At 68.4% G+C, this 14,218-nt stretch carries 18 protein-coding genes; 7 read left to right on the top strand and 11 right to left on the bottom strand.

The window, feature by feature from the left end; translation table 11 throughout:
- Positions 1 to 4: 4 nt before the first annotated feature.
- The 4 genes from ACIA5H_RS10295 to ACIA5H_RS10280 all read left to right on the top strand — a co-directional run bounded on the left by ACIA5H_RS10295 (position 5) and on the right by ACIA5H_RS10280 (position 2,848).
- Entirely contained in the window at positions 5 to 466 is a 462-nt protein-coding gene (locus ACIA5H_RS10295) for a carboxymuconolactone decarboxylase family protein (RefSeq protein ID WP_355071412.1), read from the top strand.
- 13 nt (positions 467 to 479) lie between these two features.
- Positions 480 to 971, top strand: coding sequence for a DoxX family protein (locus ACIA5H_RS10290; RefSeq protein WP_397075316.1), 492 nt, complete (start codon positions 480 to 482; stop codon positions 969 to 971).
- Between the two features lie 52 nt (positions 972 to 1,023).
- Positions 1,024 to 1,662 (top strand): hemerythrin domain-containing protein, encoded by a 639-nt coding sequence (locus tag ACIA5H_RS10285; protein WP_379249272.1) that lies wholly within the window; start codon positions 1,024 to 1,026, stop codon positions 1,660 to 1,662.
- A 196-nt stretch (positions 1,663 to 1,858) separates the two neighbouring features.
- A complete protein-coding gene (locus ACIA5H_RS10280; RefSeq protein WP_397075313.1) occupies positions 1,859 to 2,848 on the top strand; it encodes a pyridoxal-phosphate dependent enzyme in 990 nt (329 codons plus the stop codon).
- Between the two features lie 87 nt (positions 2,849 to 2,935).
- On the opposite strand, the gene ACIA5H_RS10275 is transcribed toward ACIA5H_RS10280, so the two are convergent.
- The gene (locus ACIA5H_RS10275) at positions 2,936 to 4,369 is read right to left on the bottom strand and encodes an LLM class flavin-dependent oxidoreductase (protein WP_397075311.1); all 1,434 of its coding nucleotides are present in this window, start codon (positions 4,367 to 4,369) and stop codon (positions 2,936 to 2,938) included.
- Complete coding sequence (locus ACIA5H_RS10270; RefSeq protein WP_397075309.1) at positions 4,366 to 5,589, bottom strand: acyl-CoA dehydrogenase family protein; 1,224 nt, start codon at positions 5,587 to 5,589, stop codon at positions 4,366 to 4,368. Before ACIA5H_RS10270 ends, ACIA5H_RS10275 begins: the two co-directional genes overlap by 4 nt.
- 222 nt (positions 5,590 to 5,811) lie before the next feature.
- On the opposite strand from ACIA5H_RS10270, the gene ACIA5H_RS10265 reads away from it, so the two are divergent.
- A complete protein-coding gene (locus ACIA5H_RS10265) occupies positions 5,812 to 6,114 on the top strand; it encodes a DUF1905 domain-containing protein (RefSeq protein ID WP_397075306.1) in 303 nt (100 codons plus the stop codon).
- Between the two features lie 22 nt (positions 6,115 to 6,136).
- On the opposite strand, the gene ACIA5H_RS10260 is transcribed toward ACIA5H_RS10265, so the two are convergent.
- From ACIA5H_RS10260 to ACIA5H_RS10235, 6 genes are all read right to left on the bottom strand, one after another.
- Entirely contained in the window at positions 6,137 to 6,772 is a 636-nt protein-coding gene (locus tag ACIA5H_RS10260) for a hypothetical protein (RefSeq protein WP_355071398.1), read from the bottom strand.
- Between the two features lie 108 nt (positions 6,773 to 6,880).
- Positions 6,881 to 7,210: a hypothetical protein gene (locus ACIA5H_RS10255; protein WP_245562771.1), complete on the bottom strand. Its 330-nt coding sequence runs from the start codon at positions 7,208 to 7,210 to the stop codon at positions 6,881 to 6,883.
- Positions 7,211 to 7,321: 111 nt separating this feature from the next.
- Positions 7,322 to 7,618: a hypothetical protein gene (locus ACIA5H_RS10250; RefSeq protein ID WP_379249280.1), complete on the bottom strand. Its 297-nt coding sequence runs from the start codon at positions 7,616 to 7,618 to the stop codon at positions 7,322 to 7,324.
- Positions 7,605 to 7,829: a hypothetical protein gene (locus ACIA5H_RS10245; protein WP_063016531.1), complete on the bottom strand. Its 225-nt coding sequence runs from the start codon at positions 7,827 to 7,829 to the stop codon at positions 7,605 to 7,607. The genes ACIA5H_RS10250 and ACIA5H_RS10245 overlap by 14 nt, the downstream gene beginning before the upstream one ends.
- 153 nt (positions 7,830 to 7,982) lie before the next feature.
- Positions 7,983 to 8,867, bottom strand: coding sequence for an RNA polymerase sigma-70 factor (locus tag ACIA5H_RS10240; RefSeq protein WP_397075302.1), 885 nt, complete (start codon positions 8,865 to 8,867; stop codon positions 7,983 to 7,985).
- 47 nt (positions 8,868 to 8,914) lie between these two features.
- Positions 8,915 to 9,298, bottom strand: a complete 384-nt coding sequence (locus ACIA5H_RS10235) for a DoxX family protein (RefSeq protein WP_397075300.1) — start codon at positions 9,296 to 9,298, stop codon at positions 8,915 to 8,917.
- Positions 9,299 to 9,501: 203 nt separating this feature from the next.
- Here ACIA5H_RS10235 and ACIA5H_RS10230 point away from each other — a divergent pair, with 203 nt between their 5' ends.
- Complete coding sequence (locus ACIA5H_RS10230; RefSeq protein WP_355071391.1) at positions 9,502 to 10,293, top strand: alpha/beta hydrolase; 792 nt, start codon at positions 9,502 to 9,504, stop codon at positions 10,291 to 10,293.
- 12 nt (positions 10,294 to 10,305) lie between these two features.
- Here ACIA5H_RS10230 and ACIA5H_RS10225 read toward each other — a convergent pair whose 3' ends face one another.
- Genes ACIA5H_RS10225 through ACIA5H_RS10215 form a run of 3 tightly spaced genes read right to left on the bottom strand, consistent with a single transcriptional unit; the run spans position 10,306 to position 13,243 of the window.
- Positions 10,306 to 10,968 (bottom strand): TetR/AcrR family transcriptional regulator, encoded by a 663-nt coding sequence (locus tag ACIA5H_RS10225; RefSeq protein ID WP_397075298.1) that lies wholly within the window; start codon positions 10,966 to 10,968, stop codon positions 10,306 to 10,308.
- A complete protein-coding gene (locus ACIA5H_RS10220) occupies positions 10,953 to 11,717 on the bottom strand; it encodes a crotonase/enoyl-CoA hydratase family protein (RefSeq protein WP_397075296.1) in 765 nt (254 codons plus the stop codon). Before ACIA5H_RS10220 ends, ACIA5H_RS10225 begins: the two co-directional genes overlap by 16 nt.
- Positions 11,714 to 13,243: a thiolase C-terminal domain-containing protein gene (locus tag ACIA5H_RS10215; RefSeq protein ID WP_379249286.1), complete on the bottom strand. Its 1,530-nt coding sequence runs from the start codon at positions 13,241 to 13,243 to the stop codon at positions 11,714 to 11,716. Before ACIA5H_RS10215 ends, ACIA5H_RS10220 begins: the two co-directional genes overlap by 4 nt.
- A gap of 117 nt (positions 13,244 to 13,360) precedes the next feature.
- On the opposite strand from ACIA5H_RS10215, the gene ACIA5H_RS10210 reads away from it, so the two are divergent.
- Positions 13,361 to 14,116, top strand: coding sequence for a crotonase/enoyl-CoA hydratase family protein (locus tag ACIA5H_RS10210; RefSeq protein WP_397075293.1), 756 nt, complete (start codon positions 13,361 to 13,363; stop codon positions 14,114 to 14,116).
- The last annotated feature ends 102 nt before the right edge of the window (positions 14,117 to 14,218 follow it).

Genomic DNA, 14,218 nt, shown 5'->3' with positions numbered 1-14,218 from the left:
TGACATGAATGCTCGCATGAAGAACCCCGCCATGGTCCTGCCTGACGCGATGAAGGGAATCAACACCCTCTACAAGGCCACTTACCAGGGCGGAGTCTCCGCCGAACTGCTGGAATTGGTTGCGCTGCGGGTCAGCCAGATCAATGGATGCAGCGCCTGTGTGCACTCACACCTGGCGGGCGGTCGTAAGGCGGGGGTTGGCGACGAGAAGCTGTTCGCCGTCGCCGCGTGGCGAGAATCGGCGGAGTTCGGTGCGGATGAGCGCGCGGCGCTGCTGCTGGCAGAGGTTGCCACCCGGATCGCCGACAAGTCCGAGGATGCCGTGCCGGACGCCGTCTGGGACGAGATCGCCGATCACTACGACGAAAACCAGCTCTCCGCAGTCATTCTCATGATTGCGCTGACCAACTTCTTCAATCGCCTCAACACCAGCATCAAGGAGCCCGCGGGCGCGAGCTGGGCCTGAGCGGAGTATGACGATGACTTCACAGAACTCGCGATCAGATGCGGTTTCCCGGATCCGGACCGCCGCGTATTGGGCGACGACCTTACCGGTTGCCGCCGAGATGTTCAAAGGCGGCATGTGGGACCTGACCCGGGAGCCGTTCGCGGTAGAAGCCTTCGATCAGTTGGGCTACCCCAGATATTTCTTGACGATTCAAGGCATCTGCAAACTGCCCATGGCCGCAGTGCTGGTGGCCCCGGGAATGCCGCGGCTCAAGGAGTGGGTCTACGCCGGATCCCTCGCCGTCTATCTCGGCGGCGCGGCCTCGCACCTGGCGAACGGCAATCCACGCAAATTCGCCATGCCCGCAACGGTGCTCGCCGGGTTCGCGGCCGCTTCCTGGGCGCTGCGGCCGACGGCGCGCCGCGACCCGAGCCCCGACCCGATCCGGTCGACCTTGCGGATCGGGCGGGGCATCCTGCACGCCCTGCTCTCCGCACCGCCGCCGGAAGCGGCGCGTCCGTGAGCGCCGACCCCGTTGGCGCAACCGATCCATACCGTTCCACCAGGAGAAACCCATGACCCTCGACATGACGACGATGTACGCCATGCACAACGCGCTGCGGCGCGAACTCGAATACATCGCCGAAATCACCGATCGGATCGACGACGATCCGCGCAAGATCCTCGCCACCGCTGCAGGTTGGCAAATGTTCACCAAATCCCTACTGGTGCATCACACCGCTGAGGACGACGCGCTGTGGCCGGTGATGCGGCAGACGCTCGCCGAGCGACCCGACGAGTTGGCACTACTGGACGCCATGGAGGCCGAGCACGCCGTCATCGATCCGCTGCTCGAGCAGATCGACGCGACCTTCGCCGATCCCGAGGGTGGGCCGGATCGCCTCGGCGGTCTGCTCGATGCCTTGGCGACCGGGTTGACCGGGCACCTGAAGCACGAGGAGGGCGAGGCGTTGCCGCTGATTCAGGCGGTCGTGACACCGGAGCAGTGGCAAGCGTTCGGTCAGTTGCACGGCAGCCGTATCGGTCCTGCGGCTCCGCAACTGATTCCGTGGCTGCTGGACGGTGCCGACGAGCAGACGGTCCAAGTGCTGCTCGCGCCGCTGCCGGAGCCGGTGCGTGCCGCGTACCGCGATCAGTGGCGGCCCGCGTATGCCGCGCTCGATCGGTGGAGTGCGAGCACGGCGACTTTGTGAAGGCCGCAAGCCGCCCTCGGACGGGTATCGAGACCGAGGGCGGTGCGCGTCGGCGGTTCGAGCTCACGGTGCCGACCCGGCAAGCTTCGATTAAAGTACCGGACGGTATTGAGATGAGGGCATAGGCGATCATGCCGGGTTCTGCCGGACCTGGCGGCGTCGACGGAAACCTGTGATCGTTGAGGAGAACCGTCGGATGCGCAGTCCTACCTATGACGAGGTCAAGGCGGCCGCCGAACGTATCGCCGGTGTCGTCCGGCCCTTGACCGTCGCGCCGATGGGTCGGCAATCGGAGGACGAGCAGGCACTCGGTTCCCTCCGGCCGTCGGCCGGGACGGGCGGCGCCGAAATCTTCCTGGGACTCGAATTCCTGCAGCACACCGGCTCTTTCAAGGCTCGCGGCGCGGCCAACCTGATGGCAGGACTGATCGAAACCGGGTCTATGCCGGCAGCCGGTATCGTCTCCGCCACCGGTGCTAATGCGGATATCGGATTTGCCTGGGCCGCAAAAATTTTCGGCGTGCGGGCGACCGTTTTCCTCGCCGGTTCGACGCCCCGGGCCAAGGTAGCCTGGCTGCGCGCGTTGGGCGCTGAGGTTCGGTTGGCAGGCGAAGCGCAGGACAACGCAAGGGAATCCGCCCACGAGTTCATGATGAGCACAGGTGCGATCGACGCCTACACCTACGACAACAACCTGACCTCGGCCGGTGCGGGCACCATTCTGCTCGAATTCATGGACGCGGTAGCCGGGTTGGACACGGTCATCCTCGCGGTCGGCGCTGGCGGCATGTTCTCCGGAATCGCCGCGGTCGCAGATTATTTCGGCATCCGAGTGGTCGGCGCGGAACCAGATGGCAGCCGGGCGCTCAATGCCGCATTGGCTGCAGGCACGGTGCTCGACGTGAGCGTGGATTCCATCGCGGCCGATTCCCTCGGCGCGCCGAGGGTTTCCGCCGCCGCGCTGGCCTGGGCCGTATCCACAGACGTGCGCTTGGTGGTCGTCGACGACGATGCGATCGTACGGGCGCGTCGGCAGCTGTGGGACCGGCATCGACTCGTCGTCGAACACGGCTCCGCGACCGGCTTGGCGGCACTGGCTACCCGGGCATACCAGCCACGCGACGGTGAACGGATCGGTGTCGTGCTGTGCGGAGCCAATACCGATCCCAGCGACCTCGTCGACTGAGCGATCCCTCGCGGGTCCCGGCCCTGGTCCGAGCGCCCGCCTTCAAGTACGGGCGAAGGCTGCCACATCGCCATAACTGCGTCACGATCAAGAGCTCGCCTCGACCGTCGCCCCAGGACGCGAGACCGTATCCGGCAGAGCCGTCGATCCCGCACCGCCCAGGCGGTAGCTCGCGCCCCGATGATCCGCGGGCAATCGGTCGCCCGCGCCGAACAACGCGTTGCGTAGCGTGCCCGGCGTGTATTCCGGTGTGTACGCGCCTCTGGCGGTCAGTACCGGGACGACGTGCCGGACGATGTCTTCGAACGTTCTCGGTGTGATCGCGTAGGCTAGGTTGAAGCCGTCCAGGTCGGTTTCGGCGGCCCATTCCTGGAGCAGGTCGGCGACCGTCTCCCCGGAACCGACGAACACCGGGCCCATGCCGCCGATGCCGGCCCACTTGCCGATGTCGCGGACGGTCCATTCCCGCCCGTCGTCGTCGAATTCCTGGAACGCCGCCACCGCCGACTGGATCGCGTTGCTTTCGACTTGGCCGATCGGGTCGTCGAGGTCGTAGCGGGACAGATCGATGCCCATCCAGCCGGACATGAACACCAAGCCGCCCTCGACACTGGCGTAGGACAGGTACTCCTCGTGCTTGCGCCGCGCCGCCTCGTCGGTCGCGTCGGTGATGATCGTCGCGAGCGCGTAGATGCGCGCGGCGTCACGGGCGCGGCCTGCCGCCGCCAGCGCGTCCCTGATCCTGGAAACCGTCTGCGCGAGCACTCGTTTCGACGGACCCGCGATGAAGATGGCCTCGGCGTTCTCGGCCGCGAAGCGCACCCCGCGCGGAGACGCGCCCGCCTGGTAGATCACCGGCGTGCGTTGCGGCGACGGCTCCGACAAGTGGATGCCCGGCACGGTGTAGTGCGTGCCGCGATGACCGATGTGGTGCACCTTGGCCGGGTCCACGTAGACGCCCGCGGTCGCGTCGCGGACCACCGCGTCGTCCTCCCACGAGCCTTCCCACAGCTTGTACAGCACCTCGAGGTATTCATCGGCCTGGTTGTAGCGCTCGTCGTGGTCGAGCTGGTCGGCCGCGCCGAAATTGCGTGCGGCCGAAGGCAGGTAGCCGGTCACCACATTCCAGCCCAGCCTGCCGTTGGTGAGATGGTCGAGCGTGGACAGCCGCCGCGCGAACGGGTACGGGTGCTCGAATCCGGTGCCGGTGGTGATGCCGAACCCGAGATGCTCGGTCACCGCCGCCATGGCGGAGACCAGCAGCAGCGGGTCGGCAACCGGGATCTGCGCGCCTTGGCGCAGCGCGGCGATGTCGTTGCCGCCGTATACGTCGTATGTGCCCAGGACGTCGGCGATGAAGATGCCGTCGAAGCGGCCGCGTTCGAGCAGCTTCGCCAGCTCCGTCCAGTAGCCCAGCTCCTTGTAGCGGTGCGATTGGTCGTCGGGATGCCGCCACAGCCCCGGGGACTGGTGGGCGACGCAGTTCATGTCGAATGCGTTGAACCGGATCCGGCGGGTCACTGCGCGGCTCCTCCGGCCGGTGTACGCTCGCCCGCGCTCCAGGCGAACGGCAGATCGGCGCCGTTGAGCAGGTGATCGCCGATCGCCCGCGCCTTCTGGATCGCCGGGTTGTGCACCGAGATGGTGCGGGCGTTACGCCAGTGCCGATCCAGCCGCAGCTGTTCGGAAACGACCGATGCGCCACCCACTTCGAACAGCAGCGATGTGGCGGGCAGCACCAGATCGATGACGGCGAGCTGGGCCCGGGCCGCCGCGAGTTCGGCGGCCACCACCGCGCTCTCGTCCTTCGCGCCGCCCGCCAGCACGTGGTCGAGCACGTCGGCGACGGCGAGCACACTGGCCTCGGCGGCGAACGCGGCCGCCGACAGCCGCCCGATCACCTGTTGCACCAGCGGATCGTGCCGTGGCAGGTCGGCGGTGGAGTGTGTGTAGCCGCGGGTACGCGCCGCGACCCAGTCTCGGATATCGCGCTCGGCGCGCTTGGCGATGCCCGCCAGCACCGCGAGCTGGACCAGTTGCAGGTAGGAGGTCGCGTAGGTCGGTCCGGGCGCGCCGTAGCCGGGACCGAGGATTCGGTCTTCGGTTACCGCTACGTTGGTGAATTCCGTTGTCCCACTGGCCGTCAGCCGCTGGCCGAAGCCGTCCCAGTCGTCGTGCTGACGCACTCCCTCGGCGTTCGCGTCCACCAGCACCCCGACGCGCTCACCGTTCCGGTCGGCGGCGGCCAGAATGTAGTCCGCGTACAGCGATCCCGTGCTGTAGTACTTGACACCATTGAGCAACCAGCGCCCGCCGTCCTCGGTCAGCGTGGTGCGGTAGCGGTCCACCGCGCCGACACCTGGTTCGGTGATCGCGTTGCCCACCAGCGTGCCTTCGGCCACCGCGCGCAGCCACCGCTCCCGCTCGGGCCCTTGCTCCGCAAGGAGTTGATCCTCGACGAACGAGAAGTGCACCCGCAGCGCTTGCGGCAGATTCGATTCCGCGGCGGCGAGTTCGATGAGCAAGCGGAACAGCTGCCGGACGGTGACGCCGTAGCCGCCGAACTCGACCGGAACGCGCAGCGCGCCGAATTTCGCCGCGCGCAGCAGTCCGACCTCGTCGTAAGGAAGCGTGCGATCGATTTCTCGCGTCACGGCGCCCTGCGCGATCCGGTCGAAGATCGGGCCGAAGATCGCATCCAGTTCGGAATCGGTAGTGGATTTCGCCTCGGTGGTCGTCATCAGCCCACCATCGCGCACCCCGCGCGGTCGCTCACGGGTTGCGCGCAGCGCGATCGAAATGCTCGCCGAAGCGGAAAGATCGACCGCTCAGGTGCGCGAGGTCCGGGCCAGGTCGACTTGTCCGCGTGCGTTGGACAGCGCGGGGACGACGCAGGTGCCGAGTCACATGGCTGTCGCGGGCGACGCGGTGCCGCTGTCGGTACCCGCCGCTACAGTCGCGACGTGGCTGGTTCGCGGTACTCGTTCACGGCGGAAGTGTGTGAACACCAGGGGAATGCCGCTTGGCATTTCGTGTCGCTGCCCGCAGACGTGGCCGACGAGATCGAGGAGCGGTACGCCCATCGTTCGGGCGGATTCGGCGCCGTGCGGGTGCATGTGGTCGTCGGCGGCTCCCGGTGGTCCACTTCGCTGTTTCCGGACAAGTCGCGCGCGACCTACGTCTTGCCGATGAAGAAAGCGGTGCGGGTCGCCGAGGGGCTCGAAGCCGGATCGGCCGCGCGAATCGAGCTCACTGTCGCGCTGTGATCAGCGAAGCTCCGGCGGGCACTCAGTATTCGGCCGGGCGCCCCGCGAACCCTCCCGCGGCGACCTTGCGCCTGCTCGCACTTCGCTTGACCGCCACCACCACGATCACGAGCACACCGAGCACGACGCCGCCGAAACCCAGGGCGAGCGCACCGAGCAGCGTGCCGACGAACGAGGAGCCGAGCCCTTGTCCGATGGCAACCGTCACCTCGGAACTCCCGGCCGTGGTCACGCGATAGGCGCCCGGCTTCGCGGCATCGAACGAGAACCCGGCACGTCCCTCGTGGCTGCCGAAGGAATAGGTGACTGCCGAGTCGTACTTCCGCAACTCCGCATGCTTGCCGTCCGGATCGAGCACCCGCAGGTTGACCGTGCCGGAGGGGCCCCGCGACGATGCTCCGGAGTACTCCAAGTACACCGTGTAGCCGCCCGACTCCGCCAAGTTCACCATCCCGGAGCCGGGCACCTTGACCCGCTGGAAGTCATCGATCCGGCCCGAGGTCTGCAGGAAGCCGAAAGCGCCGAGGATGATCCCGCCGATGATGCCGACGCCGATCAGCGCGCCACCCAGCGCGAACCAGCGACCCGACGGGGTGATCGGTTGCGCCGCAGGTGATCCCACCGGGTTCGGCGATGTCGGAAAAGGCGGCTGTGACACGGTCGAATCCTCGGCTTCTGGTCGACACCCGAGTCGACGTAGCGACAGCGTACGGTCTGCTTCACCGCCTCGCTACGCGAATCGTCCACCGCCCCGGCGGGCCGGAACTCAGCGCGTCTGAGCCGCCGACATGCACTCGCTCGCGATGCGACCGCTGGCGGCGCGCGCCTTGTCCGCGTCCTCTTTGCTCATCCCCAGCGTTTCCTGGTTGGGAGACTTGGTGTCGTACTCGTCGCTGATCATGATCCGCAGTCCGGCCTGCGAAATACCCTGGTCGACGAACACTTTCGCCGCGCATTCGGCCAGTTGCTTGTTCTTGAGGCCCTTGTCCTGCAACGACTTGGCGAGATCGGCCTGCGTCACCGTGGGCGCCGCCGTGTCCTTGTCGCTGCCGCATGCCGCGAGCACCGGCAGCGCGATCAGCGCCGCGGCGATCATGCAGATCCGCACCTGACTCCTCTTCCTCGACTGACCACTGTCGGTGGCGTGGCCACCATAATGCCGTCCGGCCTTCAGCGGTAGTCGTGCGCGGTCTTTGCCCAGGAGGCCTCAGAGGTCCATGGCCGCGCGCAACGCGGTGTCGAGCCGTTCCAGCGTGTCGGTGTCCACCACGTCCACCCGCTCGGCCAGCCAACCGCGGAAGATGCGCCCGATGTTCCCGGCATGCACCCAGCCGTGTTCCTCCACCGGAACCGCGAGGATGTCCTGCGGGTCGTCCTCGACCACCTCGGCCGCGATCAACCAGGGGCGCGGCGATTCGTTGATGCCGTCACTGCTGATGAGCACGACCGTTCGGCGGCGCGGCGAACCATGCGGGTTGTAGATCCACAGTTCACCCCGACGCACGCATCGCCTCCTCGGCGGCCGCCAGTTCTGCCGCGTCCGCGGCGGCCTCGGCGGTCACATCCGACACCGGACCGACCCCGGTGCGCACGGCCTCCCGTCGCGCGGCCTTCGAAATCCAAGCCGACGGCGACATTCCCGCGCGGGCGGCCGCCTGCTCGGCATACGACCAAGCGGCTTCGTCCAGCGAAAGGGTGACCTTACGCGTTGCCATACCAATTATCCTACCGATATTGCCGGGTCCGGCACCAGCCCTCGGCGACGACCGCGTCAGCGCGATCTGGACGATTTCCATCGCACCACCGAAAGCGACCCGCACTGCTCGCTGCCGGTGAGCGCGTGGCGGCCGCCCCAGCGCTGCCGGGATTCAGCGCAACGCGAGCGGCGTCTCGGACTCGACGCGGGTCAGCTTTTCCGGGTTGCGAACGAAGTAGAGGCCGGTGATGTGGTCGTCCTCGACGTGGAAGGCCATGATGCCGTCGAGCACGCCGTCCAGGCGCAGTGCCAGTGCCGGGTTTCCGTTGATCAGAATGGTTTCGCAGCTGAGTTCGGCCCGGACCTTGCCGGTGCCGCCGGTGATGTAGCGGGTGACCTTCTCGGCGCCGATGACGGGCTGCAGCGCGGCTCGCTTGATGCCGCCGCCGTCGCTCATGAGGACGACATGCGGCGCGAGGACGTCGAGCAAGGCTTGGGGATTCCCCGATTCGAGAGCGCGCCCGAACGCCTCCACCGAGGCGCGGGTGTGGCTGGGTGATACCGCCGAACGCGGGCGGCGGGCCTCGACGCGGTGGCGGGCGCGGTGCGCGATCTGGCGGACGGTCGGCGGGTTCTTGCCGACCGCGGCCGCGATCTCCTCGTATCCGAGGTCGAAGACCTCGCGCAACACGAAAACAGCGCGTTCGGTGGGCGAGAGCGTCTCGAGGACGAGCATCATCGCCATGGAGATGTTCTCGGCGAGTTCGACATGCTCGGCGACGTCGGGTGCGGTGAGCACCGGCTCGGGCAGCCAGGGGCCGACGTATGCCTCTCTGCGGCGCTTCATCGTGCGCAGCCGGTTGAGCGACTGCCGGGTAGTGATCCGGACCAGATAGGCGCGTTCGTCGTCCACCTGCTCGGTGTCGGCTTTCACCCAGCGCAGCCAGGTCTCCTGCAGCACGTCCTCGGCGTCGGCGGACGAGCCGAGCATCTCGTAGGCGACGGTGAACAACAGGTCGCGGTGGGCGACGAAAGCCTCGGTCGCGTGGTCGCTCATCTTCTCGACCCTCCTCCTCGGTGGTTGGCTGCGTTCGATCCGGGCCGTCAGCTCGTGAAAGGTTCGAGGGCGAACCGGCCCCCCGCGATGAACACCGCGACCGCGAGATATACCGAGTTCAGCACGACGAACTTGGACTGCCCGAGCCGGCCGTGGGTGATCATCGCGCCGACCATGAGCCCGACCCAGCAGACCGCCGTGACCGGCACCAGCACCGGCGCGATGTCGAGCACGGCGGGCAGGATCAGACCGGCCGCCGCCAGCATCTGCAGGAGGCCCAGACCTTTGACGAAGCCGTCGCCGGCCGTCGCGGTCCATTCCCCGCCGGGTGACGCGGCGAGCTTCTCTCGCGGAACGAACGCCTTGGTGATGCCGCCGAAGAGGGCGAGCGCGGCCAACAGTGCCGTCGCGATCCACAGTGCGATGTTCATCGGGAACTCCTTCGTATCCAGCGTGTCGGCATCCAGACACCGCGCGAGCGAGCACTGTGACAGCCAGTGAGCTAGATCACTCCCCGGACGGGGACGGGCCGTGTCGATCCCGCACTGTCGGAAATAGCTGCGCCCCGCCACTCCAGTCGGCGGCTGCTGCGCGATACCAACTGATGACAGGTGACTGCTGTTAGGGTTGGCGCATGACGACGTTGCACCATCACCGCGTCGGCGCGGGCGAGCCGCTCGTGCTGGTACACGGGGTCGGGAGCCGGTGGCAGGTGTGGGAGCCGATCATCGACACACTGGCCGCGTCGTACGAAGTGATCGCCGTCGACCTGCCCGGCTTCGGCGGCTCGACGCACCCGCTCGCGCACAACACGGTGCCCAACCTCACCGACGCGCTCGCCGAATTCCTCGCCGCGCAGGGGATCGAACAACCGCATCTCGCGGGGAACTCGATGGGCGGGCTGATCACGCTGGAATTGGGCGCTCGCGGGCTGGCTCGCTCGGTGACCGCCTACTCCCCGATCGGCTTCTGGGACACCGCCGGTCGCGTGTGGTGCCAGCAGTCGCTGGGCAAGTCACGGGCGTTGGCGCGCAAGCTGCGGCCCGCCCTGCCGTCCGTCCTCGGCACCGCCGCGGGCCGGACCGTGTTCCTCTCCCTGGTCTTCGGCAAACCCTGGGCGCTGGATGCGAAGGTGGCGCTGGACACGGCCATCGGCGCTGCGGACGCGGCCGGATTCGACGAGGCGATCGCCTCGTTCACCGATGTCCGGCTGCCCGAAATCGACTCCCTCGCCGACATTCCGGTGACCATCGCATGGGGCAGCCGCGACATCCTGCTCACCTACGCGACCCAGAGCCGCAAGGCGCGCAGCGTGCTGCCGGACGCCGAGCACGTCACGCTGCACGGCAGCGGGCACACGCCGTTCTTCGACGACCCGGCCGGATGCGCCCAGGTGCTGCTCGAGACGATCACCCGCCAGCGCTAGACGCCCGTCCGTTCAGCCCGCGGGCGGGTCGAGCAACGTGTCAGCGGACGCCGTGCCGAGCAAGACGCGCACGGCATTACCCCACCGGTGCTGAAGAACCCGGTTGCGGGACACGTCCCCGGTGAGCAGCACCCGCAGGGCCGATCCGGTCATGATCTCGATGGTGAACTCGGTGATCGTAGGCACGCGGGGATCGTCGGGGAACTCGCGCCGGAAGCTGTCGCGAATGCTGGTGTGCATCAGTTCGAACAAGCGGACCTCGAGCGGCAGGAAGGCCGCCCGCAGTTCCGGGTCGGTCCGCGCGCCCACCCACATCTCCAGCGCCGCCCAGAACGACGGGCCGCTGAGCATCCGCGTGGTCAGTTCGACGGCCGTCTCCAGCCGGTCCGCGTCGTCCGGGATCGCTTCGAACTCGCTTGTCAGCTGGTCGAAACGGCGTCGCGCCACATGCTCGACGGCGCCGGCGAGCAGATCGGACCTGGTGGGGAAATAGTGCTGCAACGTTCCCCGCGGCACACCCGCCCGCTTCTGCACCTCGAGCGTGGTCGTGCCCGCGTAACCGACCTCGACCAGGCTCTCCACCGCCGCGTCCAGCAGCCGCGTGCGCATGCGCTCCCTGCGCTGCGCCTGCGGCTGCCGGACGTGTCCCGGCCCGCCCGTCAGCGACCCTGCCACTGGGGCTCGCGCTTCTGCGCGAACGCCAGCGCGCCTTCGGCGGCGTCCTTGGAAATCAACGCGGGCAGCGCGATTTCGCCCTGCTTCGCGAATCCCTCCGTGACCGGCCAATCCGGCGACTCGTCGATGATGCGCTTGCTCGCGGCCACCGCGAGTGGCGCGGCGGCGACGATCTCGGCCGCGAGTTCGAGCGCCACCGACAGCGCCGCACCCGGCTCGGTGACCCGGTTCACCAGGCCGAGCTGGTAGAGCCGCTCGGCGCCGATCCGGCCTCCGGTGAGCGCGAGTTCGGCGGCGGTGCTGCGCGGCAGCCGCTGGGTCAGGCGCAGCACGCCACCGCCCGCCGCCACCAGACCGCGCTTGACCTCGGGAATGCCGAACTGCGCGTCGCGCGCGGCGACGATGAGGTCGCCCGCGAGCGCCAGCTCGAAACCACCGGCCAGCGCGAAACCCTCGACGGCGGAGATCATCGGTTTCGCCGGGGGTTTCGCCGTGATGCCGAGCGGGCCGCGGCGCTGCGTCATCGGCATCTCGCCTTTCGACGCGGCCACGAGATCCATTCCGGCGCTGAAGGTCCCGCCCGCACCGGTGAGCACGAGCACGCGCGCGGCGGAATCGGCTTCGAACTCGTCGACAGCGGCCTCGATGGCCTGCGCGGTGGCCAGGTTGATCGCGTTGCGCGCCTCGGGACGGTTGACCGTGAGCACGGTGATCGCGTCGCGCCGCTCGATCAGGACCGAGTCGTTCATCGGGCGCTCCTCTCGGTGAGCAGGGTGAACGTGTCCGCGGCGATCTCGGCGTCCGCGCCGAGCGGGTCGCCCGCGGTGAACGCCGCGAGGGTGTCGGCATCCGACGCCCGGACCAGTATGCGGGTCCCCGCGGGTGTCAGTGCGCTCACCACAACGGCTTCCGGCTCGTCGGCACGGTCGGGCGCGGGACCCTTGCGGTAGGCGACGGTGTACGCCTCGACCGTGGCCGGACCGGTGTACCCGGGCGCGGGTTCCCGCCGCGCCGCAGGCACATCCGCCTCGATGGCACGGAACAGCCGCTCGGGCGGCTTCGCCGAGTACACCCCGACGCCGTGCTTGGTGCTGTACCAACCGAGCGCCGTCGCCAGGCCGTATGCGCCGGGGTCCGCGCGGAGGACGCCGGACAGCGTCGCGATCGAATGCGTCGTGTAGTTGTTGCCAGGGCCGCCCGCGAAGGTGAGACCGCCGGTGACCGAAAGCGGCCGGGCCGGATCGTCGATCGGCAGGCCGAGTTCCTCGGCGGCGACCTGCACCGCCACCGGGAAGCAGGAGTACAGGTCGACGTGGGCCACATCGTCTATCGCGATTCCCGCGGCGCCGAGCGCCGCTTTCCCCGCCGCGGCGATCGCGGGCGATCGAGACATGTCCGCTCGTTCGGAGACGAACCATTCGTCGGTCGCGGTGGCGCCTGCATGCGGGAACACCCATCGGTCCCGTGGCACACCGGCGGCGTCGGCCGCCGCCGCGCTGCACAGGATGAGCCCGGCGCCCAGGTCCACGGTGAGGTTGGCGATCAGCAGCTTCGGATACGGCGTCGACACCATCCGGTTGGCGGGCGCCGGCGTCGCCAGTTCGGCGGCAGCCTGCGCGGCGGGCTGCCACGCGTACGGATTGCGTGCCGCGACCTCCGACAGCCGCGACCACAGTCCGCCGATCCGCTCGCGGTGCGCGGCTTCGCTCGACCCCAACCTGCGGCGCAGGGCCGTCTCCATGAGCGCGTAGAAGTACACCGGGCCCCACAGCCCCGCGGCGGTTTCCATGTCCGAGTTCGGACCACGATCGGAGCCGACGATCTCGTCCGGGGTTACGTCGTCCGGCTGCTCCGGCCAGTCCACCGCCGCGCCGGAGCGGGCGGCCGTGTTCCCGGAGTACACCGCTTCGGCTCCGGTGAGCAGGGCGACCTCCGAGCGGCCGTCGGCGATGGCCTGCGCGACGACGTTGAGCAGCCGCTGCGGCGCGTCACCGCCGAAACGCACCGACTGCACGGTCCTCCTCGGGCTGACGCCCAGTTCAGCCGCGACGAGCGCGCCCAGGTCGCCGTAGGGGCGGCTGACCGGGGCGACGGCGGCGATCACATCGGCCGAACGCAGCAATCGGTCGCCGACGCCGCTATCGGCGCCTGCGCGGCGCAAGGATTCGGCGGCGAGTTCGACCGGGCCGGGCAGGCCTGGCTCACCCGGTCGGTGTACGACCTGCCCGGCGCCGACGAGCACCGGCGTCCTCGGGTCCATTCCGGCTGGCAGCATGCGACCTCCGCTCCATAACCGTCAACATTGACGGTAACTCGAGTCCGATTAGAACAGAGCCCTGGCGCCGCGGCAACAGTGCGCGCCACACAACTGACTCACGAGTAATATCCGAGCATGGGCACCAACATCGCAGTGCGGTTCGACGACCACCGGGCGTACGTCACGCTGGACCGGCCGGACAAGCACAACGGCCTGACCATCGACATGCTCCACGAGCTGGTTGCCAGCGCGAAGCTGGTGGCCCGCCGCAGCGATGTGCGTGCCGTCATTCTGTCCGGCAACGGACCCAGCTTCAGCAGCGGACTGGATATCTCCGCGGCGATCAGCGATCCGTTGGCAATCGTTCGGAACTTCGTGCCGCTACCCTGGCGCGGCACCAATGCCTTCCAGGAGGCGTGCTGGGCTTGGCGCCGCCTGCCGGTGCCGGTGATCGCCGCGGTGCACGGGCGCTGCTACGGCGGCGGGCTCCAGCTCGCGCTCGCCGCCGACGTCCGTTTCGCCACCCCCCACGCGGAGTTCTCCGTCATGGAAGCCAAACACGGGCTGATCCCGGATATGACCGGCGCTGCAACACTATCCAGGCTGATCGGCATCGACAAAGCCCTCTTGCTCACGATGACCGCGGACGTAGTCGACGCGGACTACGCCGCGCGGATCGGCTTGGTCACCGAGCTGACGCCGGACCCCGTGGCGGAGGCGGAGAAACTCGCCGACCGCCTCGCGACGCGGTCGCCGCACGCGGTCGCCGCCGCCAAACGACTCTTCGATAAGTCGTGGCGAGCATCCACCCGGCGAACCCTGGCCGTCGAGCGCGCGACCCAACTTCCTTTGATTCTCCGCAAGGCGCGCAGCCGTCCTACCGAGGATTAGCTACAAATTCGCTAGTCTGCTGGAGAACCCTCCCCGCGACTGGTTCCGCTGCTACCATTTGCACGATTTGCCAGCCAGTCGACTAGTGGTGCGCGGCACACT

The sequence above is a fragment of the Nocardia sp. NPDC051900 genome (assembly GCF_044452545.1).
Lineage (GTDB): Bacteria > Actinomycetota > Actinomycetes > Mycobacteriales > Mycobacteriaceae > Nocardia > Nocardia sichangensis.
The sequence above is the reverse complement of the archived record's forward strand: the minus strand, read 5'-3'. Positions and strand labels throughout refer to the sequence as shown.